A 23,767-nucleotide genomic window follows, 5' to 3' on the forward strand; every position below is an offset into this window, starting at 1 on the left:
CTCTTCTGAGCAGGCGAGCCTGCTAGTGATCGACTTGATGACAACTCCATACCTATGCACACCTGTGCATGGTAGAAACAGTTACGTATTGAGCCGATCAGGTCACTTGTCGAACAGGAAGAGAGCCTGTTCGGGAATGCGGATTTCAACCTGCGAACCGGGTTGATGGCTCTCTGTTGCATCAACCAGAAGATGCCTGCCGCCCACACTTATCATGTGCCGCCAAAGGCCACCCGGATAGCTCGTCTGGTCGACGGTGCCCGTCAGGATAAGTTCAGGTGCTGTGCAAGAATTTGGAGCACCGGGACTTGTAAGCTTTGCGGCTTCACTGCGGAAGCGTGCTGTTGCGATGCCATCGGACAGATTGCGACGGCCAGCCGGGATTGTGCTTGCCTTGTTTTGTGGCCCTGCGGCGATCTCGATGCGGTCTGCTTTAACACTGACAGGAAGCTCGATGAGGTTCTCAGCACCCATAAAGGCCGCGACGAAGTCAGATGCCGGATGATTATAAACTTCTTCTGGTGCGCCGGCCTGTGCCACTTCACCATTATTCAGGATCACGATGCGATCAGCCATAACCATGGCCTCTTCACGATCATGCGTCACATGCACTGCAGTGATACCAAGGCGGCGCTGCAGAGCGCTGATTTCATGGCGCACCGACAGGCGAATGCGGGCGTCAAGGTTTGAAAGCGGCTCATCGAGCAGTAGAATGTCTGGCTCGATTGCCAATGCGCGACCGAGTGCTACGCGCTGACGCTGACCGCCGGAAAGTGCGGCTGGCTTACGATCAAGCAGCGCATCAAGCCCCAGAAGGCGCGCAACTTCCTGAACTTTCTGCCTGATGGTATCTTTCGCTGTACCGCGAATACGCAGGCCGTAGCCGATGTTTTGCGCAACCGTCATATGCGGCCAGAGCGCATAGGACTGGAACACCAGTGCCATGCCGCGCTTGTCAGGCGGCAATCGAGTGACGTCCTTGCCCCCAACGCGAATAGCTCCATCGCTGGGTGTATTGAATCCAGCAATTGCACGCAGCAAAGTGGTTTTGCCACAACCGGAAGAGCCGAGCAGCGCTACGAATTCACCCTTCTTCACCGAAAGGTCTACACCTTTAAGAATCTCATTATTGTCATAACGGACGCGTGCATCCGCTACCTCCAAAAACGCAGGCATATGCGTATCCTCCCCAGGATCGACGGCCGGTTTTATTTTTTCTGCACAGCCGTGCAATCGGGATTGAAGCATTTTTATTTTACCTCGACAAGCGACAAATTATAGTGCGCTGGAAAATAGCGAACGGTGTTTAGGCACCGCTCGCTATTATGGTTATCTATCGAGGATTTATAACAGCCATATGACTGATGCTGCGCAGCTGTGCAAAAACGTGGACAGCTTTGAAAAGCTGTCCACGCTGCACGCAAGCTGTTCCGACACGAAAGGAGACAGCTTACAATAAGGTTTCAGGCCGTTTCTGCCTCATGCCGCGTTTCTGCGCGTGCGGTTCGCCAGCTTGAGAACAGAAAAGCTGCAATGAAGATCACTGTCATCAGCAGAACAATTGTCGGTGCAGGGGCGCTGTCTATGAAGAACGACAGATATACGCCCATGAAGGACGAGAAGACAGCAACGATGACTGAAACGATCATCATGTTGCTAAATCTGCGGGTGAGCAAAAAGGCGATGGCGCCCGGAGCAATCAGCATGGCGATTGCGAGAATGATTCCTACCGCTTTTAAGACACCTACAATGGTGAGCGAAATCAGGCAAAGAAGCCCATAATGAAGTAGCCGTACGGGCAAGCCGACTGCACGCGCCTGTGCGGGGTCGAATGCATGCAGCAGGAAATCGCGCCATTTGACGATGAGAACACCCGCGGTCACAGCTGAGATAATCGCGGTCTCTATAAGGTCGCTTGCGCTGATACCGAGAATGTCGCCGAAGAGAATGTGATCAAGATGCACATTCGCACGCACAGAAACATAGAGCACAAGCCCCAGCCCAAACATGCCGGAGAAGACGATACCCATGACAGTATCCTGCTTGATACGGCTGTTTTCCTTGAGAAAACCTGTGGCAAGTGCGCAGACCATACCTGCAACAAAAGCGCCGATACCAAAGGGCAGACCAACTATATAGGCAATCACAACACCCGGCAGCACCGCGTGGCTTATGGCATCACCCATCAGCGACCAACCCTTAAGCACCAGAAAACAGGAGAGCAGGGCGGTTGGAATGGCAATCAGCACCGACGCGATCAGCGCATAGATCATAAAGTCAAACTGAAATGGCATTAGAAGCATGTCGGGAAAGCTCATAGCTCAACCTCCTGCAATGCTTTGGCTGCCCGCCTGCGGGCTGCAAGCATTCCATGTTTAGGTGCCAGAAAAAACACGGTGAGAAACACCAGTGTTTGCAGCACGACGATGATGCCGCCGGTTGCCCCATCCATGAAGTAACTAACATAAGCGCCGATGAAGCTGGTTAGCGCGCCAATTAGTACAGCAATCCACAAAAGCCGCGAAAAGCGATCTGTGAGCAGATATGCAGTCGCGCCAGGGGTGACGACCATGCAGATGACCAGAAACGCGCCTACGGTCTGCATGGCAGCAACAGTGCTTGCCGAAAGCAGCGTGAAGAACATGATCTTCAACGCCGTTGGTTTTAATCCAATCGAACGTGCATGACTTTCATCGAAAAACACCACCATCAGGTCTTTCCATTTCAGCAAAAGCAGCGCGAGCGAAACGAACCCTATGATCGCGAGTTGTAGAATATCGCCCGGCGTTATCGCCAGAATATTGCCAAGCACGATGGTCTGGATACTGATCGAAGTTGGCCGCAGCGAAATCATAAACAGTCCAAGGCCGAAGAAAGCCGTGAAAATCAGGCCAATGATTGCATCTTCTTTGAGTTTGGTTCGCTGATTGAGAAACAGCATTGCTGCAGCAGCCAATCCACCGGAAAAGAATGCACCGATGGAAAAGGGCAGGCCGAGCATATAGGCGCCAGCAACGCCGGGAACGATGGAATGGGAAAGCGCATCGCCGATAAGGGACCAGCCTTTGAGCATCAGATAGGCGGAAAGAAACGCACAAACACCGCCGACAAGCGCTGAAACCCACATAGCATTGAGCATGTAACCATAAGCAAACGGTTCGAGCAGGAGAGCCATCAGTTATGCCCCTGCTGCTTATGCTCATAGAGCACGAAAGGCCGCTCATCATCAGTGATCACACCGATGGCTGAGCGGTTCTGCTTCGTTTTCTCATCGAGAATAAGGTGTCTTAGCACCCCGCCAAACGTCTTTTCGAGATTGGCCTGGGTGAAAATCTCCTCCGTTGGGCCATAAGCCAGCACGGTATTCTTGACGAGAACTGTCCGGTCGCAAAACTCAGGCACACTGCCAAGATTATGCGTGGAAACGAGCATTACCCGTCCTTCATCGCGAAGCCCACGCAGAAGCGTGATAATCGCTTCCTCGGTCTTTACATCAACACCGGTAAAAGGCTCATCGAGAAGAATGACGTGCGCATCCTGAGCAAGTGCGCGAGCAAGAAAAACGCGCTTCTTTTGGCCGCCAGACAGCTCGCCGATTTGCCGCTTGCGAAAATCGAGCATGTTAACGCGGCTCAGTGCCTTTTCGACCGCTTCGTGATCGGCACGACGGGGAATGCGCATCATGCCCATATGACCGTAGCGGCCCATCATGACGACATCTTCGACCAAAACGGGAAAGTTCCAGTCAACCTCTTCACTTTGCGGCACATAGGCGAGAAGGTTCTGCTTGAGCGCCTGTTTGACCGGCAGGCCGAGTATGGAAATGTCGCCCTTTGCCAAACGGACAAAACCCATGATGGCCTTGAATAAGGTCGACTTGCCTGAGCCATTCACGCCAACCAGTGCCGTAATCGTGCCGGTAGGGATTTCAAAACTGGCATTGCGTAAAGCCGTGTGACCATTGCGATAGGTCACAGTCGCGTCCTTCACCTTCAATCCTTCAGCCGCGCTATTTCTAAGCGTGGCCTGTTCTTGAAAGTGGTGATTTATCGGAACGTTCATTGTTTGAGGCCTTTTGCGATCGTGTCCGAAGTTACTTTCAGAAGGTCGATATAGGTAGGAACTGGTCCGTCAGCCTCGGAAAGAGAATCGACATACAACACACCGCCGTATTTCGCGCCGGTTTCGCGCGCAACCTGCTCTGCCGGCGCTGCCGATACCGTACTTTCAGAAAAAACAGCCGTGATGTTATTTGCACGAACCGCATCAATCACCTTACGCACCTGCTGTGGCGTGCCTTGTTGGTCCGCATTAATCGGCCAGAGGTAAAGCTCTTTCAGATCAAAATCACGAGCGAGATAGGAGAACGCACCTTCACTGGTAACAAGCCAGCGCTTGTCAGCGGGTATAGCCGTAAATTCCGTTCTGATCGGATCGATTGTTGCCTTTATCTCGGCCTTATACTTCTCAGCATTGGCTTTGTAGGCTTCGGCATTATCCGGGTCATATTTGACGAATGCATCACGAATATTATCGACATATATGAGGGCAGAAGTTGGCGACATCCATGCATGCGGGTTGGGTTTGCCACTATAAGGGCCTTCCGTGATGCCCATCGGCACAACGCCGTCACTTACCACCGCGCTTGGAACATTCTTAAGTCGCGAGAAAAACTTCTCAAACCACAGTTCGAGATTAAGCCCATTCCAGAGGACAAGATCCGCACCCTGCGCCTTGATGAGATCGCCAGGTGTTGGCTGATACTCATGGATTTCCGCACCGGGCTTAGTGATCGATTCAACAGTGGCGGCATCCCCGGCAACATTCCGGGCAATATCTGCAATAACCGTAAACGTAGTTACAGCTTTGAATTTTTCTGCAGCAAAAGTGGTTCCGGACGCCAGCAACATTGCAAAGCCAGCAACGAGCGCTGTTGCTAAACCACTTCTAATCGGTCGATACATCACCATCTCCTTAATGCGAATAATTAGCAATTGCATAATGCAGAAGAATATCCATCTCAAGCGCTTTTGCAAATCATTTGCAATTAGATGGGGCAATATTATTGGTAGATATAAATTTAACCCATTCTTTTATACACGCATAAATTGTATTTCTGTATTTTGCGTGTAAATTCCTGTTTCAGAACAGAGATGATTGCGGTGTCGTTCGTTGCACGAATTTTCACCGAGTGCCCAAACGCAATTTAGATGGATCAACGCTGCAGAGTTTCTCAGAGTTAACAGTATTTTTTATCTTTCTGGAGTGGGACAGAATGCCTTGTAACAATGAAAACAGTCGAAAAAATAAAGAAAGTGTTCAGGCGGGGAGCCGTAAAAATGAGGAAAAGAACTGGGTAGAACCAGACAACTTGGGCAAAAGTTTTTTCTCTTATGGCGTCCAGCAACCAGGGGTAAGACGATATGTGTCGAAATATGCACTGATAATAATTTTGCTCGAATCTGTTCGCAATTTAAAGTGGAAAGTTGCTGACAATCATGAACTTACTGCGAACTGCATCGCGGGGACTATTTTTTTTGTCCCGGCCGAAACGGAATTGACGTTTTCATGGCCAGATTCTGTCGAGTACCTGCTGGTAACTATTCCTGAAACGAACCATTCTATAAGCGATCTTGCGAAGGCAAGCGCAGAATCGGTGAAAACACGCGGAGAGATCGTTAGCTTTTCCAGCAAACCGTGTTTGCAGATCAGTCAGCTTGTCGTGGGCTGCTTAAGAGACGCGCATGACAGTGACGAAAGCTATTTGAGCGCTCTACACTCCGTAGTGATTCACATACTGTTACGTAGTGAGGACTTTGTAGGTAGGCCCGGTCCCAGTCTTGTGGGCCTTAGCGCATATGCGACCCGGCAAATCGAATCCTATCTGGCGGAAAACTTCAACCGCCCACTTTCCGTTCCAGATATGGCGGTAACGCTTGGGATATCCGCTGGTCACTTTGCAACCTGCTTTCGGGAAAGCTTTGGTCAGACGCCTCATCAGTATCTGATGAATTTGCGCCTGAATAAGGCGGAACGATTGCTAAAAGAAACGGAAATACCGATCAATGCGATCGCTGCCCAGTTAAGCTTCTCCAGCCAAAGCCATCTTACGACAGCGTTGCGAAAGTACCGTCAATTGACGCCTGGCGAAATCCGACGCCGAGGATCGCGCCAAAGAAACAATCCACTGGGTAAAGCATGAAACAGGACTGAGGAGCGGTCGGGCTAGCTAGCAGTCGGTGTCGATCCTCGTTTCAGCCATTTACGCCAAATGTGAATTTCGCTTTTTCGGCGCCAACGCCGGACACGATGCGAGTCATGCGAAAGTACGATCAATCCCAGAGGCAACATCCAGAAGCCGAGCACCGGGAGAAAACCTAATGCGCCGCCGACGACCAATGAACCGCCAAGTGTTCGCCGCATGAGCACTGATTGCGGCATTGGGATTCGCTTTCCAAGAATCACAATTGCGCGTTTTCGTGGTGTAGGTTCGTATTCTTCGGTCACTCGGTCTTTCTCACAGCTTAGGGGTAGCAACTTTTCGGTTGGAAACGTACCAGAGAATATAGGGTTTCATGATCAGAATGCAAAAAATTGAAAAAAAACAAAATTAGGGCTTGGCAAATCAGAAATCCTCCTGCTATACGCCACCTCGCTGACGCAACGAGCACCTCTTCCCCGGTAGCTCAGTGGTAGAGCAACCGGCTGTTAACCGGTTGGTCGCTGGTTCGAATCCGGCCCGGGGAGCCACTTACTTCTAAGTGATTTAAGAAATTAAACTTCTTGCTCGTACGATAAAACTTCCAGAATTGATCATTTAGATCAGGCGAACACTCCTTTCCAATTGCAAGGGATTTGTCTTTCTAAAGTTGGAGTGGAAAAGATTTTTCCGACTTTGTGAATCCTTTTAATTGTTCGGAACCAGTTTGACCGTCATGCATTTTAGTTTCTGTCCTTATAGGAGAGAAATATGCTGACCGCCGGTGTGATGTGGCTTTTTGGCGTTCCCTTTATCGTCGTGATTCTTATCTATTTTCTTGTGCTTCGAAAGCGCTAGATCGATGCGCAATATCAAAACCATCAATGATTTCGGTAGGTTGAAAACAGAACGTGATGACGCTCCGTTCGTTTTTTTGATTACTGTCCCCAATATCGTCAAGTCTCGTGAATGGAGGAAGACATGAAGCTTTCTGTGATTTCGCTGGCCGCCGCTATGGCAATGTTTTCATTCGGTGCAAATGCTGCACCGGTATCAATGCCGGAGCCAACCAACCAAACGGGTTTGACCCATAATGTTGATTACCGCTGTGGACCAGGGCGCGTAACGGACCGTCGAGGCCGCTGTGTACGTGTTCGCCGACATGCGCCGCCTCCGCCCCGTTGGCATCGTGACAGGCCATCTCGTGACTGGAGAGGCGGACATCACCACCGCTCCGACCGACATTATCGCGGTAGAGATAACCGTCACTTCTGGCCAAAGAAGCGAGAATCTCACAACTAAAGGCTTGTGAGTTCTGAATCGTCCAAAAGCCCTGTCAGCTCATCTGCGGACAGGGCTTTTTCCTATTCTTGACTTGATCACAGATCGCGCCATTAATGGGGCAGGCTCAACTAGGTAGATGTTATGAAAAGAACACTTCTTGCCGCCATAATTTTTGTATCTGCAGGACCAGCACTGGCAGACAAAATCTACGACAAATGCATCAATCAATCCGACGGCAGCAATAGCGCATGGTCGCAGTGTGGCGGCGACTGGCTGAAACGCGCCGATGGCAAGCTAAACACAGCTTGGAAAAAAGTTTATGGCCAAGCCGATGGACAAACCAAAACCGATTTGCTGGCAGAACAGCGACTTTGGAATAGCTACAAAGAATCGTCCTGCAACTTTTACGCAAATGGTGACTGGGGCAGGGAAGGACAGGTTCTTAGCTATCCCAGCTGTCGAGCTAGCGTGATTGAAGCCCGCACGAAGCAATTGCAGGAATACAGTTCCTCCATATCCGGTAACTAGAACGAGGATAAGATGCCCTGTCGGCGCTTTGGCGTGCGACGGGGGAGCTGTCCTAAGGGGCGATCTGGATAGGCTTTAAGGTTTTTTGGCGCCTGCAATGGATCGATGATTGGCAACGCCGCTCGCGATCCTTGCTGGTGTAAATAAAGCGCCGCTGTCAAGTAAGCGTCTTCCAGGGCGCCATGGCGGGTCCCCACACGCGATAAACCTACTCTCGAAAGACAATCATCCAATTTGGCAGATTTGCCTCTCCAAAGCTTCCGGGCGCCGTCCATTGTGCAATGAACCGGCTGAGTCAGCATTTCCACTTCAGCCTTACGAAACTCGCGCTGAATGTAGCGCATATCGAACTCGACATTATGGGCAACGATTTCGTCAGCCCACGAAAACCAATCACGCAAAGATCTGGCCAGATCAGCAAACAAATCCTGATAACGCGTCATCCAATTGTCGAAACCGTGAACCGCTTCAGCTTGCGGTGAGCTGTCTTTTCGAGGATCAAAAATCAGATAAAGCGGCTGATTTAGCAACTCATCACCTTCGATTCTCACGGCACCAATTGTGATAATCCGGTCATATGGCAGGAGGCCTGTGGTTTCAGTATCGAAAACAATAATCTTCTTCTTACGTGTGCTAATTGCTGGATGTGAAATATCTGCCATGTCATGCCCTGTGCTTCTGGTGTGGAGGTAAGCACACTTCTTGCGCATGTCGAAGATTTTTAGTGCAGGGAAAGTAACCAAAAGACTTGCTTAAATATGGCGCTAAGACCGGTATATGATATGAGTGTCTTGTTTAGGTGTTACTCCTTGAAACATGGAAAACCTGCAAGATTCGGATGCGAATGCAATCATGGAAGCCGCGTTATCCTGTCGAACTGCCCATTCACTGCTAAAATCTTTCGAACCACACGAATTATGCAAAATCCCACGCTTTGGTGATTGCCTTGCATCAACAGCAAAGGAGCTTCTGGCCATCACTGGTAGGTTGCCGCGCGAAGCGCGTTACCTTTCTGATATGCAAAAGTGGCTGCTCAGTCAGGCAACATTCGCAGTGCATTTCGAGCACGCAACCAATCCTGAAAATCCTCCGATTTCACCCACAAACCTGCTCAATTTTCTAAAAGGGACGCCAATCGCCAGCAAAAATACCACGCTGGCATTTCTTCAGGAGACCCGCCAATATAAGCTGATAGAGGCTGTACCCACGTCAGATAAGCGACAACAGCTTTACCGAGCCAAGCCTGAAACGGAAGAACTGATCCGCTTTTGGGTGATAACGCATCTCACCGCGCTGGATCTGGTGGATGATGGAAACCGGGTCGAGCTGATGAACACTTATCCTTCTCTTCTCAGCTACGTTCAACCAATTATGACGAGGGAAGTTCTGCACAACAGTGATTGGTGCAGGCCAGTAGCTAGCATTGCCAATTTTACGCATGCGGAATCAGGAAACAACATTCTCCACGACGTTGCATCGCGCGCACCGTGGGAGTTTTCAGAAGATCGCATATGGGTAGGGAACGTCACATCAAACGGCATTTCTAATCGTTATCGCATGTCCCAAAGCAACACTGCGAGAATTCTTGCGCGTGCACGAGACGCGGGATTGATAGGATGGGAACGGCCCGCCAATCGCGGCGCTTGCTGGATATCTGCAACGCTGGTCAACGATTATCGTAACTGGCAGTCATTAAAATTCTCGGCCATTTCGAAAGCGATGCAAATGGCTGTTACTGCATTGGGTATCAATATTTAAGTCTAACAAAAAACGGTTGGATTACTACGTCCAACCGCTCTTGGACAATCCGATTGAGTATTAAAATGCGATATGATCTGTTTCTTCCGACTTTTTGCTTGAATGCCTTGGAAATCGGTCTTGTATCCACCCGAAGATATAAATTAAACGGCAACACAGATTTTCAATATTCGCTATCGTCGTGATTATTAATAAGCCATTCAAAATAGAACATCTGAATACTACGGGAAAATCAGGCACACATAATTATGCTCATTCGGAAATTAGCCGTTAGAGAGCACACTTTTCTCGATGCTTCCGGTGGTAGCAGCGTTACACAAACCATCCTTTTCGGAAATTTGGCGATATTTCCCTACTCGATTGAACCAAATCACGGCAGTCGCGTTGTTAATTTGTCATTAACCATAATGGAGATTGCTATGCTGTTCTATTCGAAGATTGAAACAGGTATTGCTGCGGCGTTTCTCGTTCTCATTCCACTGATGCTGTATGTGGTATGATTAGGATGAGACGTTTAGTTTAAAGGTGGCATTGAAGCTTATACTCTTCATTGCCGCCTTTTTAGTTTCTGATCACATTGATTTTATTTAATGTTTGCATAGTTCTTTATTCATCTCGTGTTCACTCCCGCGGCGATAAATTCGTTTCAACACAAAAGGAGTGTCCCATGATTAAGAAAGCCGTTCTCGCCGCCATTGCTCTCTCGTTTGTTGGCGCGCCACTTGCTCAGGCTCAGGATTATCATCAGCCACGCAAGCCGGGATATAATCGTGTTGAGCCAACCCGTCCGTCACACGGCAAGGAATTCCAGCGCTATGATCGCCGTGATCAGGGCCACAAACGCTGGTCGCGCGGTGAGCGCTATGGAGATTGGGCCGTCATCAGGAAATCCGCGACTACAAGCGTTATGGCCTGCGCAAACCAGGTCGCGGTCAGCATTGGGTAAAGGTTGATAACCAATATCTGCTCATCACAGCAGCAACCGGCCTTATCGCAGGGATTCTCGCTGCCCGGTAGGCTTCGCGAAAATCGACATATTCTAAGCTTGAAGGCGGCGTAAGCCGCCTTTTTGCATTTTCAGCATTTCATTCTGGGTAGGCAAATACGCTATAAAACAACGAACGAGGAAGAAAGCACTGCTTGCCCAAATAATCCCGAGTCTGCAATGTAAGGCCGCGTGACACTCCCCGTCACATATGCAGGCACAACGCCCAGATACTGACGCGTTAAGCGGAGAATTTTATATGAGCGGCTTTCTTGCCCTTCTGGATGACGTTGCAGCAATCGCAAAAATTGCTGCGGCTTCGGTCGATGATATATCCGCAAATGCAGCGAAAGCTGGCAGCAAAACCATTGGTGTCCTGATCGACGATGCTGCCGTCACACCGAATTATGTTGTTGGGATAGCTGCTGCGCGCGAATTGCCAATGATAGGCAAAATCGCGATAGGCAGTTTGCGAAATAAAGCCCTGCTTATTCCGGCACTCTTGGCACTGGATTATTTTTTGCCGATCGCAATTACCGCGCTTTTAATGATCGGCGGCGCTTATCTTTGCTTCGAAGGTGCAGAGAAAGTCTGGCACAAACTTTTCCCAAGCAATGACCATCATGAGCATGGCGGTTCAAAAGAAAAAGATCCAACTGCGCTGGAGGAAAAGCGCGTTGCAGGTGCAATCAAGACCGATCTCATCCTATCCGCTGAAATCATGACACTAGCGCTTTCCATGATCGAAACCAATTCAATCTGGATCGAGCTTTTTACGCTGATTGTAGTCGGCATTATGATCACTGTTTTGGTCTATGGCGTCGTTGCCGTCATCGTAAAGCTTGATGATTTCGGCGTCCTCATGGCTAGGAAAGGACGGCTTTCGGTGACACGCGCATTGGGCCGGTGGACAGTCCGCGCCGTACCTAAGCTCCTGCTTCTTCTCACCATAATTGGAACAGCCGCAATGTTATGGGTGGGCGGCAATATCTTTATCCATGGCCTTCATGAACTTGGTGTCCATCAGCCATTTGCATGGATTTCCGAAACAGCCAGCAATCTGGCTGCGTTCGTGTCGGCCGGCTTCTCGGGAACTGTTAACTGGTTCGCCACGGCCTTTGCTGATGGTGTCTTCGGCTTTGCTCTTGGTTCAGCAATAGTGATTATTATGGCCAAAGTTGTAGAACCACTTTGGAATACCGTTGGCCAAAAATCCTAATTATGCAGAATGAGCGAGGAACGGGTCTTCCTCGCTCATTGTTATCTTAGATCATACCACCATTGGCACGCAGAACCTGCCCATTTATCCAGCGACCATCTTCGCCGACAAGGAAAGCCACTGCAGATGCGATGTCTTCCGGAGTTCCAAGGCGCTCCAACGGGTTCATTTTTGCCATCCGCTCAATCAGTTCGTCAGATTTGCCATTTAAAAACAAATCAGTTGCCGTCGGTCCCGGTGCAACGGCGTTCACCGTGATATTTCGACCGCGCAATTCCTTGGCAAGAATTCCTGTGAGGGTTTCGACTGCAGCCTTGGTTGCAGCATAAACACCATAGTTTTCAAGCTTCAGACCAACCACACTTGTTGAGAAGTTGACGATACGTCCACCATCACGCAAGCGCTGGGCAGCCTCTCTCATCGTGTAAATGCTGCCCTTAAGATTAATCGCAATCTGGCTATCAATGACTGAGTCATCGCCGTCCTTTACGGAAGCAAGTTTCATAATACCGGCATTGTTGACCAACACATCTACTCCACCAAAGGCGGATTCCGCACTTTCAAACATATGTTTAACGGCCGCAGCATCGCTCACGTCTGCTTGATGAGCGACGGCCCGACCGCCTGACTGGATAATTTCTGCGACTAATTTTTCAGCAGCATTTTTGTTACCAGCATAATTGACGATTACGGTAAAGCCATCAGAAGCTAACCGACGTGCGATAGCAGCCCCAATACCACGCGATGCGCCTGTAACGATTGCAACTTTGTCCTTGTTTGCTGACATGAGCCTAATTTCCTTAAGATGTGTGTTTAAAAATTTCATCCGAGTGCAGCGCATTGGGATTGCGCTTTTCACCTTTGAGACGAAACATAGCGCTTCTAAAACGCCGGATAATCATCCATAATTCGGCATCACTATCCGAAAATGGCGAATAGTATTATGGATCGATTTGATGCCATGCGGGTTTTCACCCGTGTCGCGGAACGACGCAGTTTCACGCTCGCAGCAGAAGATTTAGGCCTGCCGCGCTCAACCGTAACAGATGCAATCAAGCAACTGGAGAAACGTCTGGGTGTATGTCTTCTACAGCGAACGACGCGCCACGTCAGTCCAACGCTAGACGGTGAGGCCTATTACCGCCGCTGCATTTCTATCCTTGAAGAACTGGAAGACGCGGAGGGTGCGTTTGCTGGTGCAAAGCCTAAGGGTCTATTGCGTATCGATGTGCATGGAACATTAGCCCGGCATTTCCTTATGCCTGCATTGCCACGTTTCTTTCAAACATACCCCGATATCGAAATTTATATGAGCGAAGGTGATCGCTATGTCGATCTTGTTCGCGAAGGCATCGATTGTGTTCTGAGGGCAGGTGTTCTGCAGGACAGCGATATGATCGCTCGTCGTGTCTCTTTGTTGAAAGAGGTCACATTGGCTTCCCCGGCCTATGTTGAGCGTCACGGTAAGCCTTCACATCCAGACGAACTAACAAATGGCCATCACATGGTCGGTTTTCATTCGACATCGACAGGCGGTTTGCTCCCGCTTGAATTTACCGTCGCGGGCAGGGTAGTGGAACTTAGTCTGCCCGCGCCAATGTCAGTTAATGCCGCTGAAAGTTACGTATCAGCTGCTTGTCTTGGTCTGGGACTTATTCAGGTTCCCATTTACCACGTACAGAAATCGCTTGAAGCCGGTGAATTGCTTGAGGTTCTAGCCGATTTTCCTCCAAAACCGACACCGGTATCTTTGCTCTATAGGCGAGAGAGGCAGCTTTCTCCACGCGTACGTGTTTTCATGGACTGGTTGCAACGTGAGTTCAAAGAAGCGCAGGCCTTCGACACAGACCTTGCATTCGTGCAGTCTTAGCGTATGTCAGTGTCCGGGGATGTTTTGAAACATGGTGCGATTGCAATCATTCATGCGAAATATGCGATATGCAGCAATCCGCAGAGGATTGGATGCAATTGCATTTTCCGGTCTGGGTAAGTTGTTCCCATCCAGCGGTGGGCGTGGTGTAATCTTTACTTTGCATCATATCGGCGCGGATAAAACTGACGAGTTTCGCCCAAACTCCATCTTATCGGTTACACCTGAGTTTCTGACAGACACAATCGAAACTGCGTTTGATGCGGGTCTTGTGCCAGTCCATCTGCACGATCTTCCCGCGTTACTTGCAAATAAGTTGGATAATCGAAAATTCGTAGCTTTCACATTTGATGATGGTTATCGCAACAACGCTGAGATTGCTGCTCCGATCTTCCGCAAGTTCGGAATTCCCTACACAGTTTTTCCCACGATGGGCTTTGTCGAACGCACCCATACAATCTGGTGGGAAACGACGGAAGCACTCTTGAGAAATACAACGGAGATTAGCTTCGATTTCGGTAGAGGATCTGAGACCCTATGCACCAAAACGGTCGCGCAAAAATATGAGGCTTTTGACCGATTAGCCGCTTTCGTTCGCGCTTTCGATGAAGACGAAGCTGTCCGACGGATCGATGATCTAGCCGTTAGCCAATGCGATGTCGATCCGCGAGCCATCGTTAATGACATGGTCATGGATCAGACCGAACTTAAAGCACTGGCTGCTGATCCGCTCGCTCATATCGGCGGACACACGATCGCGCATGTCAATCTTCGGAGCGTAAGCGAAGAACGCCTCACACATGAAATAGAGGCATCTCAAGCCGCAATAGAGCGCGTTGTGGGCTATCGACCAAAATCGTTTTCCTATCCATACGGCTGGTGTTCCGCTGTCGGAGAACGTGAAATCGAGATGGTAGCAAAAGCTGGCTTTCAGGTAGCGGTCACAACACAGCCAGCGGTCCTCCAACGTTCTGACGCGTTGAGACCAACAGCCATAAAGCGTATATCGCTGAATGGCGATTTTCAAAAGCAACGCTACGTCAAAGCTTTGATCTCAGGTCTCGCCTTCAAATTCTTATAGGCTCGGATCGGATTCGAGTAATTCCATGCATAATGCCTTGCTGGCCGCGGAAATATCAGGATTGAAGACTAGCCAATAGCCTTTCTTGCTCTTGAGGGTGACGTCGCAAGCCGGAACGAGTTGCCCTCGCTTTATCGCACCATCAATCAAACCGGCCCAGCCAAGAGCCACGCCCTGTTCGGCAATTGCTGCTTCGAGCACCAAATTATAGGTGTTAAACACCAAACCGTAATTTCCGTCCTCAATTTCCTCACTAATAGAGTCAAGCCAGGTCTGCCAAGTGTACCAGCGATCACCTTGTAGAGTATCGAGGTGCAAAAGTGCTGTCGAACTTAAACCTTTTCCATTCGGAAATGGGCCATTTCGTTCCAGAAAGCCGGGAGAACAGACCGGCACAACGGATTCCCCGACAAAAGGGATAGCATCTTTGGGAAAATCCTCGCGCGATCCGAACAGAACGGCGATGTCAGCCTCCCTGTGATCGAGAGGCTGCAGCATCGAAGATGCTGTAATGCGAACATCAACGTCTGGATACTTTGGCCTAAAATTTGCGACACGCGGCATCAACCAGAAGGCAGCAAAGCCATAATCCGTAGCAATCCTAAGCCCCGGCGTGCGCTGTCTACGCTTGATCTGCTGGATAGCCTCGTCGATTCCATTCAACCCTTGCCGCACGGCCTCATAAAGTATGCGTCCTTCGGGCAAGATTTCGACGCCGCGCGCCCGTCTGGCGAAGAGTGAGACGCCCAGACGTTCCTCCATGCGTTTTATTTGATAGCTAACGGCAGGTTGCGTCATCCCCAGTTCACGCGCTGCAAGGGTCAGATTTTCCAACCGCCCCACCGCTTCAAAAACACCAAGACTGCCAAGATCCCAAGATGGAGAAACCATAAACAACCTTTATATCTGCAATAAAAAATGAATGTCTTTTCCCTTATCCTTAAAGATGTTTTCCTTAAAGCCAGAATGCAAGACATAACGAAATTTGATTTTACCGAACAGGTTTCGTTAAAGCCAAACAGGGGAAAAGAATGCGCTATCTCAAATTGACGGCATTAGCATTGGCAGCGTTCACGGGGCTTACGGGCGCGGCTGCTGCAGCAGATCCTGCTGCATGTGAAACTATCCGCCTTTCCGATCCAGGCTGGACCGACATTACATCCACAAACGCCATCGCAAGCGTGCTGCTGGATGGGCTGGGCTATAAAGCCGATGTGAAAACAATGTCGGTACCAATTGGATATGAAGCCCTCAAGACCAGAAACATCGATGTATTCCTCGGCAACTGGATGCCAGCACAGCAGAAGTTCCGTGACGACCTCGATAAAGCAAAGGCTGCTGAAGTGCTGGTCAAAAACCTGGAAGGCGCCAAATTCACTCTTGCTGTGCCGGATTATGTAGCGAAAGAGGGCGTAAAAGACTTTGCCGATCTGTCAGCCCATGCTGACAAATTTGGCAAGGAGATTTACGGTATTGAGCCAGGCGCTCCGGCAAACCAGAATATCCAAAAAATCATCGAAGATAAGAAATTCAAGCTGGATGGCTGGAATATTGTCGAATCGAGTGAGCAGGCCATGCTTGCGCAGGTCGATCGTCGAAATAAAGACAAGCAGTGGGTGGTCTTCCTTGCTTGGGCACCACATCCAATGAACACCAAACTCAATATTGAATATCTGTCGGGCGGTGACGATTATTTCGGCCCCAACTATGGTGGCGCAGAGGTTTATACGCTTTCGCGTACCGGTTGGGCTCAACAATGTCCGAATGCTGCGAACTTCTTCAAAAAGCTCGTCTTCACAGTCGATATCGAGAATGAATTAATGGACAAAATCCTGAACGAAGGAGCTGAAGGTCCAGCTGCAGCTACTGCTTGGTTGAAAGCCAACCCAGAACATGTTGACAAGTGGCTGGAAGGTGTGACGACCCTTAAAGGTGAGCCCGGTGCCGCAGCTGTGAAAGCCAAACTCGGTCTATAACCTACACTGAACATGCTTTTAGGCGGGCGTTTTCGACGCCCGCCATTCTGCATTTTGATTTCTTTCCATTTATGGTCTTAGCCAAATGAAAAAACCGAATATCCTCGTTCTGATGGTCGATCAGTTGAACGGAACGTTCTTCCCCGACGGGCCTGCTGATTTCCTGCATACGCCAAACTTGCGCAAACTAGCTGAGCGCTCGGCACGCTTTGCAAATTGCTATACCGCAAGCCCACTCTGCGCGCCGGCACGCGCATCCTTCATGTCAGGACAGTTGCCTTCCCGAACAGGCGTCTATGACAATGCCGCTGAGTTTTCGTCAGAAATACCCACCTATGCGCATCACTTGCGCAATGCAGGCTACCAGACAGCATTATCCGGCAAGATGCATTTTGTCGGACCGGACCAGCTGCATGGTTTTGAACAACGCCTGACGACAGATATTTATCCTGCCGATTTCGGCTGGACGCCAGATTACCGTAAGCCGGGTGAGCGTATTGACTGGTGGTATCATAATCTCGGTTCGATCACGGGAGCCGGCTCCGCCGAGATTACCAATCAGCTCGAATATGATGACGAAGTTGCTTATCAAGCCGAAGCGAAGCTTTATGACCTTGCTCGCGGTCACGATGACCGCCCATGGTGCCTGACTGTAAGTTTCACCCACCCGCACGATCCTTATGTGGCGCGCAAGCGCTTCTATGATCTCTACGCAGATATTCCAGAGCTTGATCCGAAGATCAGACCTTTATCTGAAGGTGAAATCGATCCCCACAGTGAGCGCCTGCTGCGCGCTTGCAAGGCTGAAGACTATGATCTCACGCGCGAGCAGGTAAGGGCTGCCCGCCAGGCCTATTTTGCTAATATCTCCTATGTAGATGAGAAGATTGGCAATCTGCTCGATGTAATAGAGCGATGTGGGATGAGCGACAATACATTGATCGTCTTCACATCCGATCATGGTGATATGCTCGGTGAGCGCGGTCTTTGGTTCAAAATGAACTTCTTTGAAGGCTCGGCGCGCGTGCCGTTGATGATCGCAGCACCCCAGCTAAAACCGGGTTTAGTCGAACAGGCAGTATCGACCCTTGATGTTTTGCCAACTTTGTCCGACCTCGCAGGTATCAACCTGCACGGCATCGTGCCATGGACCGACGGCGTTTCGCTTATCGATGTCGTATCCGGTGCTAGTTCAAGAGGTGCAGTTCCTATGGAATATGCAGCCGAAGGCACGGTCGCGCCGATGGTTTCTCTTCGGGAAGGGGACTGGAAGCTAAATTTCTGCAAGGTCGATCCACCTCAGCTGTTCAATCTTGCAAGTGACCCTGATGAGTTGGAAAATCTGGCTACTTCCACAAAACATAAAGACGTGCTTGAACGTCTTGTCGATGCCGCCGAGAAGCGTTGGGACCTTGAATTGTACGATAGCCAGGTGCGAGCCAGTCAGGCGCGGCGCCATGTGGTTTATCCCGCTCTTCGCAACGGCGCTTACTATCCTTGGGACTACCAACCTCTACAGAAGGCATCAGAACGCTATATGCGCAATCATATGGATTTGAATGTTCTTGAAGAAAATCAGCGCTTTCCGCGTTAGATCTAATAAAAAGGCTGATCAAAAATCAGCCTTTTTTAATTAGCGAAGAATGTCAGAAAGACGCTTCTGTTCTTTCTCAGTCCGGTCAAGATTGAGACCCGTCAGAAGGTCCAGAATGTGCGTTTTCATCAAGGCAGACGCCTCATCGGATCTATGTTGTTCTATCGCATCAACGAGCGCGTTATGCGCATGGCTTTCACAAGTCGTTTCCCGACGTTGCCAGTACAGAGCAATAATCAGTGAAGAACGTGGTAAAAGCTCAGCCACAAAACCCGCCAGGATAGAATGTCCCGCAATCTCAGCAAGATCGAGATGGAAGCGAGCCGATAATCTGATGGCGTCGCTGTCCCGCCCAGCATGAAGTGCTTCGTGCTCGTCATGCAAATGCTTGCGGAGCTTGGCGATATCCTCGGCGGTTGCGACCTGAGCGGCAATAGCTGCAACTTCCGGCTCGATCAGCGTCCGCGCTTCAAAGACCTCACGCGCTTCTTCGCGTGAGGGTTCAGCGACAAAGGCGCCACGATTGGGTTCAAGCCGCACGAGACGATCATGGGCGAGAGCCTGCAAGGCTGAACGCACAACCGCACGGCTCACAGAATAGATCGTTGCCAGCTCATCTTCTGGTAGTTTGGTTCCCGGCAGCAATTGATGGCCGACAACAGCATCCCGCAGGCCCTGATAAACCGGATGCCAGCGTGTGGCTCCGTTACTGGTTCCGGTCTCGCTATGGTCTGTTGGTTGAGTGTCAAGAAAGTTCATTTGCATCCGGATAGAAACTGCGCGGATTGATCAACGACCGCGACCATATTACTTTTTTAGAGTTCACTCACTTACATATCGAACCCGGCTTATCGAGTGTCAACAAACGCCGCGATTTGATCTACAAAATAGAGTTTAAAAGTTGCATATCCACTTCTGAAGCCAGTTCCATTCATCTTCCGGGTGAATAAGGTTCAAAAATTCCTTGAAACGCCTTGGTTCTTGGCGGCAGATATCCACCGCGTTTTGACGTTTTCAAGCCTAAACTCACCAGACCTTCACAGAGCTTTACTGCAGCAGTCACACCGTCGATCACTGGCAAACCATGTTCTTCCGACAAAGATGCAGCAAGATCAGCCATACCCGCACAGCCAAGAACAATTGCCTCTGCATGATCATCACGGATTGCACGCGCAATCTCTTCCGAAATTCGCTTTCGCGCGTCTGAGCCCGGCACTTCAAGCTCCAACACCGCGACATCACTTGCACGAACGCGCGCGCAACGCGTCGCCAAGCCGTAACGCACGAGATTATGCTCGATTGCCGGAACAGAGCGGGAGAGGGTCGTCACCACACTGAATTTCCCCGAGATTAAGCTCGCCATATGAAAGGCAGCCTCTCCAATACCGATGACAGGCATTGTTCCCGCGCAACGCGCCGCATCAAGACCGGTATCATCGAAACAGGCTATGATGCAGGCGTCCGCATTAGCATGTTTCTGCATTTCACCAATCATGCCTGGAATTGCAAAAACTTCATCGAAATAACCTTCAATGCTAGGCGGACCGTCCTTGGGATTAACGGCAATAATATTTGTATTGGCTAGCGCAATGCTTCGTGCGGCTTCACCAATTTTCTTAGTCATAGAAGAAGTCGTATTCGGGTTGACGACAAGTATGTCCATTTCCTCAAACCATCGTTTTTTATCGTTGTTGATGGCTTGAAGCGCGCTGCGTTTTGAATGGCCTTGTCGCGCTTCAAGTTATTATTATTAAAAAGGAAACCCAGCTATCAGGTTTCGCAATTACCCCAAGCATTGAACCGGCTTGAAGCTGAATTCTAGCAGCTGTGCCTTGCCCCCACGACACAGCTGCTGATCTGGTCAACGACTAGATTTCGCCGCCCAGATAGAGTTTTTTGACGCGATCGTCCGAAATGAGCTCTTCTGAATTTCCAGAGAGTACAATCTTGCCAGTCGTGAGAGCATAGGCTCGTTGAGAGATACGAAGTGCCATACGAGAATTTTGTTCAACAAGCAGAACGCTCACCTTTTCGTCGCGATTAATTGCAACGATGGAGCGGGCAATGTCCTGCACAAGCTTGGGTGCGACGCCCAGCGACGGCTCATCAAGAAGTAACAGTTTCGGCTTAGCCATCAGCGCACGCCCAATGACAAGCATCTGCTGCTCACCACCGCTCATGGTACCCGCTGCTTGCGAGTAACGCTCTTTCAGACGTGGGAAACGCCCCATAACCATTTCGAGCGTATTGGCAATCTCTGCTTTGCTTGAGCGGGTAAAAGCACCCATCAGAAGATTATCGCGCACGCTCATATACGGAAATACGCGTCGTCCTTCTGGCACCATGGCAATGCCCATTTCGACAATGGCGTCCGAGCGTGTGCCGTCAAGTCGACGGCCTTCGAAATGGATTTCGCCCTTACGAAGCTTGTTCAGCCCGGTAATCGCCCTCAAAATCGAGGATTTTCCCGCCCCGTTTGCACCAATCAACGCGACTGTCTCTCCCTCGTTGACTGTTAGCGACACGCCTTTAAGGGCATAAACATGATCATAATAGAGTTCGGCATCAGTGACTTTCAGAAGCTCTGTCATGATCAGTATCCAATCGTTTCATCTTCTGCGCCGAGATAGGCTTCGATGACTTTCTCGTTTTCCTGAATTTCCTTAGGCGTGCCTTCTGCGATCTTCTGACCGAAGTTAATCACGACAATTCGATCAGAAATATTCATGACGGCCGGCATGTCGTGTTCAACGAGAAGAACAGTGACGCCACGATCCCGAACGGCTCGGACCATTTCCACCGCCTTGACTGTTTCGTCATGGTTCATGCCCGCAAAAGGCTCATCAAGCAGAAGAATTTTGGGTTCAGTTGCAAGCCCGATGGCGATGCCGAGCGCTCGCAAGTGACCATGTGGAAGGTTTTGCGCGACTTCATTGCGTTGATGCCCAAGCCCCAGAAAGTCGAGGATTTCATCAGCCGAACGGCCAAACTCTTCCTGATCCTGACGCGCCAGGCCAGTCCCGATATAGCAACCCAGAAAGCTGGCCTTCGCGCGCAGGTGATGAGCGACAATAACGTTCTCACGCACCGTCATGCCCTTGAAGATCGTAGTTTCCTGAAACGTCCGCACCACACCTTTTCGGGCGACTATATGCGGAGCGAGGCCAGATATACGTTGACCGCCAAACAGAACTTCACCGGTCGTGGGCGTAATGAAGGATGCAATCAACTTGAAAAGTGTCGATTTGCCCGCACCATTCGGCCCGATTACCGAGAGAATTTCCTTTTCCTTGACTGAAAATGAAACATCATTGACCGCGACCAGCCCGCCGAAACGCTTGGTCAGGCTTTTGACTTCGAGAAGCGCACTCATGATTTCGTTCCTTTCTTGCCGGACAGTCGAAGGCTGAGCAGTCCGTTAGGCAGGAACAGCATCAGAATTATCAACAAGCTCGAGAAGATGAGGAGCTGGAATTTGCCGGTTTGGAACAGGAAGTCCCAACCGAAATAAAGAACAAAAGTGCCAATGATCGGTCCGAAAACATAGCCAAGGCCACCAAGGAAGCAGTTGAGCATGAAGTTTACGGAGTCGGTAACTGTGAAGCTCGAAGGGTAAATCGACTGCGAGATTGCAACGAACATCGCACCGCCGATCCCACCCAGGAAGGATGAAATGGCATAAGCCAATACTCTGAGATAGGTGATGTTGACGCCGATAGAGGAGGCGAGTTCTTCATTCTGTTGCAATGATTGGCAAAGGCCACCAATCCGCGAATGGATCAGCCGATAGAGGCCAGCAAAACACAGAACCATCAACACAACCGAGACAAAGTAGAAAGCCGCGCGCGGATTTTGCAGGGTTGCGAAGTCAGGCAGAATGGTGAACCCAAAGATCGATATACCGCCTGGCATCGGAATACTGACCATACCCTTTGCGCCATTGGTAATGGGAAGAGCCATCGCCAGCAGTCGGGCAACTTCCGTCAATACAAGCGTAACCATCGCAAAATAGACGCCGCGAAGGCGCAAGATCGGAATACCGATAAGGATACTTGCGAAGGCGCAGAACAGACCAGCCAAAGGCAGGGTCAACCAGAATGAGAAGCCGTATTGCACCATAAGAATGGCCGATACATAGCCACCCATCAATGCATAGGCGCCCTGGCCGATATTAATCCGGCCAATGTAGAATGTGAGCCAGACACCGCCGCTGACGATAGATAGCAGGGCGACTGAAGTCAGCGTGTAATAGAGGTCGTTGCGCCCCGTTACTTCGATCAGAAGTGGAATACCGATCAGCACCAGTGCGAGGAAGGCAATGACGCCAAGGATTTTTGTTGTCTTTGTCATGTTCGCCCCCATCAGCCCCAAGGTTTGCCCATAAGCCCATTCGGGCGAAGGCTGAGGAAGACCATCAACCCGGCAAAGATGACGAGATAGGTGATATCGCCATATGGACGCAGGACAGTAAGACCTACGGATTCAAGCATACCGAGGATAAAACCACCGGCAATTGCTCCGCTGACCACGCCTGCACCACCAATCATCACCATCATGAACGCTTTGATGGAAATTGCTCCACCAATGCCAGAGTTGACACCGGTAATGGCAACCAACAAGCCACCGACCAAGCCTGCCAGCATTGCCCCCAATGCGAAGCCGATCATGGAATAACGGTCGACATTCACGCCCATCAATTGCGCCGCAACGCGATCCTGGGCGAGCGCGCGCATGGCGCGACCGGGCTTCGTGAATTGCATGAAAAGAACAAAGGAAGCGATGAAGATCACGGCAAGTGCGCCGATCAACATGCGGTCATAAGGCATGATCAGCCAGTCGGATACGTAAACACCATTTACGATCTTCGGCACGCCACGCTGTTTTTCACCAAACAGAAGCAGAATGATTGCATCGAGAAAGAATGCCACCGCCGCCGCAAGCAGCATCGTACTTTCATCGCGCAGACTTCGCTTGATAACAGGCCTGAACAAAAGCTTTTCGATTAGCGCCCCAACGATCATCAGTGTCACCGCAGAAGCTAGCAAAGCCACAACAAACGGCAATCCTAGCTGGCCATAAACCGTGTAAGTGACAAAACCGCCGAGCACATACATTTGGCCGTGCGCGAAGTTAAGGACGTTCATCAGTGCGAAGATCAGCGTCAAACCCAACGCGATCAGTGCATATTGCGCACCGAGATACAGCCCATTGGCTATAATTTGTTCCATGAAGGCAGACTCCCCCTGTGGAGACAGGGCGATGCCAAAGTCTCC

At 50.2% G+C, this 23,767-nt stretch carries 23 protein-coding genes, 1 tRNA gene and 1 pseudogene; 10 read left to right on the top strand and 15 right to left on the bottom strand.

Going from position 1 to position 23,767, the window contains the following annotated elements:
• Positions 1-102: 102 nt before the first annotated feature.
• The 5 genes from CEV34_RS24105 to CEV34_RS24125 form a co-directional block, all read right to left on the bottom strand.
• On the bottom strand, positions 103-1,176 hold the full coding sequence (locus CEV34_RS24105; RefSeq protein WP_007879331.1) for an ABC transporter ATP-binding protein: 1,074 nt from the start codon (positions 1,174-1,176) through the stop codon (positions 103-105).
• A 287-nt stretch (positions 1,177-1,463) separates the two neighbouring features.
• Positions 1,464-2,318, bottom strand: a complete 855-nt coding sequence (locus CEV34_RS24110; protein WP_094544716.1) for a metal ABC transporter permease — start codon at positions 2,316-2,318, stop codon at positions 1,464-1,466.
• Complete coding sequence (locus tag CEV34_RS24115; protein WP_007879329.1) at positions 2,315-3,175, bottom strand: metal ABC transporter permease; 861 nt, start codon at positions 3,173-3,175, stop codon at positions 2,315-2,317. The genes CEV34_RS24110 and CEV34_RS24115 overlap by 4 nt, the downstream gene beginning before the upstream one ends.
• Positions 3,175-4,062 (bottom strand): manganese/iron ABC transporter ATP-binding protein, encoded by an 888-nt coding sequence (locus CEV34_RS24120; RefSeq protein WP_235819172.1) that lies wholly within the window; start codon positions 4,060-4,062, stop codon positions 3,175-3,177. The genes CEV34_RS24115 and CEV34_RS24120 overlap by 1 nt, the downstream gene beginning before the upstream one ends.
• Complete coding sequence (locus CEV34_RS24125) at positions 4,059-4,964, bottom strand: metal ABC transporter substrate-binding protein (RefSeq protein ID WP_007879319.1); 906 nt, start codon at positions 4,962-4,964, stop codon at positions 4,059-4,061. The genes CEV34_RS24120 and CEV34_RS24125 overlap by 4 nt, the downstream gene beginning before the upstream one ends.
• A gap of 227 nt (positions 4,965-5,191) precedes the next feature.
• On the opposite strand from CEV34_RS24125, the gene CEV34_RS24130 reads away from it, so the two are divergent.
• Positions 5,192-6,202: a helix-turn-helix domain-containing protein gene (locus tag CEV34_RS24130; RefSeq protein ID WP_235819173.1), complete on the top strand. Its 1,011-nt coding sequence runs from the start codon at positions 5,192-5,194 to the stop codon at positions 6,200-6,202.
• A 23-nt stretch (positions 6,203-6,225) separates the two neighbouring features.
• Here CEV34_RS24130 and CEV34_RS24135 read toward each other — a convergent pair whose 3' ends face one another.
• Entirely contained in the window at positions 6,226-6,507 is a 282-nt protein-coding gene (locus tag CEV34_RS24135; protein ID WP_039860816.1) for a hypothetical protein, read from the bottom strand.
• 168 nt (positions 6,508-6,675) lie between these two features.
• On the opposite strand from CEV34_RS24135, the gene CEV34_RS24140 reads away from it, so the two are divergent.
• Positions 6,676-6,750, top strand: a tRNA-Asn gene (locus CEV34_RS24140).
• A gap of 874 nt (positions 6,751-7,624) precedes the next feature.
• Positions 7,625-8,011 carry a lysozyme inhibitor LprI family protein gene (locus CEV34_RS24145; RefSeq protein ID WP_007879308.1) on the top strand — a complete coding sequence of 129 codons (387 nt, stop codon included), beginning with the start codon at positions 7,625-7,627 and terminating at the stop codon, positions 8,009-8,011.
• Here the strand turns inward: CEV34_RS24145 and CEV34_RS24150 are convergent.
• On the bottom strand, positions 8,008-8,673 hold the full coding sequence (locus tag CEV34_RS24150; RefSeq protein WP_007879307.1) for a 3'-5' exonuclease: 666 nt from the start codon (positions 8,671-8,673) through the stop codon (positions 8,008-8,010). The two genes, CEV34_RS24145 and CEV34_RS24150, sit on opposite strands and share 4 nt — an antisense overlap.
• A 154-nt stretch (positions 8,674-8,827) precedes the next feature.
• Here CEV34_RS24150 and CEV34_RS24155 point away from each other — a divergent pair, with 154 nt between their 5' ends.
• From CEV34_RS24155 to CEV34_RS24165, 3 genes and pseudogenes are all read left to right on the top strand, one after another.
• A complete protein-coding gene (locus CEV34_RS24155) occupies positions 8,828-9,769 on the top strand; it encodes a hypothetical protein (RefSeq protein ID WP_007879306.1) in 942 nt (313 codons plus the stop codon).
• A gap of 667 nt (positions 9,770-10,436) precedes the next feature.
• A pseudogene (locus CEV34_RS24160) lies at positions 10,437-10,786 on the top strand (RcnB family protein).
• A gap of 227 nt (positions 10,787-11,013) precedes the next feature.
• Complete coding sequence (locus CEV34_RS24165) at positions 11,014-11,973, top strand: DUF808 domain-containing protein (protein ID WP_007879300.1); 960 nt, start codon at positions 11,014-11,016, stop codon at positions 11,971-11,973.
• Positions 11,974-12,019: 46 nt separating this feature from the next.
• On the opposite strand, the gene CEV34_RS24170 is transcribed toward CEV34_RS24165, so the two are convergent.
• Positions 12,020-12,760: an SDR family oxidoreductase gene (locus tag CEV34_RS24170; RefSeq protein WP_007879298.1), complete on the bottom strand. Its 741-nt coding sequence runs from the start codon at positions 12,758-12,760 to the stop codon at positions 12,020-12,022.
• A gap of 156 nt (positions 12,761-12,916) precedes the next feature.
• Between CEV34_RS24170 and CEV34_RS24175 the strand changes: the two genes are divergently transcribed.
• On the top strand, positions 12,917-13,843 hold the full coding sequence (locus CEV34_RS24175) for a LysR family transcriptional regulator (RefSeq protein WP_007879297.1): 927 nt from the start codon (positions 12,917-12,919) through the stop codon (positions 13,841-13,843).
• 52 nt (positions 13,844-13,895) lie between these two features.
• Positions 13,896-14,924 carry a polysaccharide deacetylase family protein gene (locus tag CEV34_RS24180; protein ID WP_235819174.1) on the top strand — a complete coding sequence of 343 codons (1,029 nt, stop codon included), beginning with the start codon at positions 13,896-13,898 and terminating at the stop codon, positions 14,922-14,924.
• Here the strand turns inward: CEV34_RS24180 and CEV34_RS24185 are convergent.
• A complete protein-coding gene (locus tag CEV34_RS24185) occupies positions 14,919-15,815 on the bottom strand; it encodes a LysR substrate-binding domain-containing protein (protein ID WP_094544717.1) in 897 nt (298 codons plus the stop codon). The two genes, CEV34_RS24180 and CEV34_RS24185, sit on opposite strands and share 6 nt — an antisense overlap.
• A gap of 140 nt (positions 15,816-15,955) precedes the next feature.
• On the opposite strand from CEV34_RS24185, the gene choX reads away from it, so the two are divergent.
• Together choX and betC are read left to right on the top strand one after the other, a co-directional pair.
• Positions 15,956-16,900, top strand: a complete 945-nt coding sequence (gene choX, locus CEV34_RS24190) for a choline ABC transporter substrate-binding protein (protein ID WP_007879294.1) — start codon at positions 15,956-15,958, stop codon at positions 16,898-16,900.
• Between the two features lie 85 nt (positions 16,901-16,985).
• A complete protein-coding gene (gene betC, locus CEV34_RS24195) occupies positions 16,986-18,494 on the top strand; it encodes a choline-sulfatase (protein ID WP_007879293.1) in 1,509 nt (502 codons plus the stop codon).
• A gap of 39 nt (positions 18,495-18,533) precedes the next feature.
• Here betC and CEV34_RS24200 read toward each other — a convergent pair whose 3' ends face one another.
• From CEV34_RS24200 to CEV34_RS24225, 6 genes are all read right to left on the bottom strand, one after another.
• The gene (locus tag CEV34_RS24200) at positions 18,534-19,253 is read right to left on the bottom strand and encodes a GntR family transcriptional regulator (RefSeq protein ID WP_007879292.1); all 720 of its coding nucleotides are present in this window, start codon (positions 19,251-19,253) and stop codon (positions 18,534-18,536) included.
• 172 nt (positions 19,254-19,425) lie between these two features.
• The gene (locus tag CEV34_RS24205; protein ID WP_007879291.1) at positions 19,426-20,157 is read right to left on the bottom strand and encodes an aspartate/glutamate racemase family protein; all 732 of its coding nucleotides are present in this window, start codon (positions 20,155-20,157) and stop codon (positions 19,426-19,428) included.
• A gap of 205 nt (positions 20,158-20,362) precedes the next feature.
• Positions 20,363-21,085 (bottom strand): ABC transporter ATP-binding protein, encoded by a 723-nt coding sequence (locus CEV34_RS24210; protein ID WP_007879290.1) that lies wholly within the window; start codon positions 21,083-21,085, stop codon positions 20,363-20,365.
• Between the two features lie 2 nt (positions 21,086-21,087).
• Positions 21,088-21,867: an ABC transporter ATP-binding protein gene (locus CEV34_RS24215; protein ID WP_007879288.1), complete on the bottom strand. Its 780-nt coding sequence runs from the start codon at positions 21,865-21,867 to the stop codon at positions 21,088-21,090.
• On the bottom strand, positions 21,864-22,844 hold the full coding sequence (locus CEV34_RS24220) for a branched-chain amino acid ABC transporter permease (RefSeq protein WP_039860818.1): 981 nt from the start codon (positions 22,842-22,844) through the stop codon (positions 21,864-21,866). Before CEV34_RS24220 ends, CEV34_RS24215 begins: the two co-directional genes overlap by 4 nt.
• Positions 22,845-22,855: 11 nt before the next feature.
• Complete coding sequence (locus CEV34_RS24225; protein WP_007879284.1) at positions 22,856-23,722, bottom strand: branched-chain amino acid ABC transporter permease; 867 nt, start codon at positions 23,720-23,722, stop codon at positions 22,856-22,858.
• Positions 23,723-23,767 lie beyond the last annotated feature (45 nt).

Origin of the sequence: Brucella pseudogrignonensis (assembly GCF_002252525.1) — a bacterium.
GTDB classification, from domain to species: domain Bacteria; phylum Pseudomonadota; class Alphaproteobacteria; order Rhizobiales; family Rhizobiaceae; genus Brucella; species Brucella pseudogrignonensis.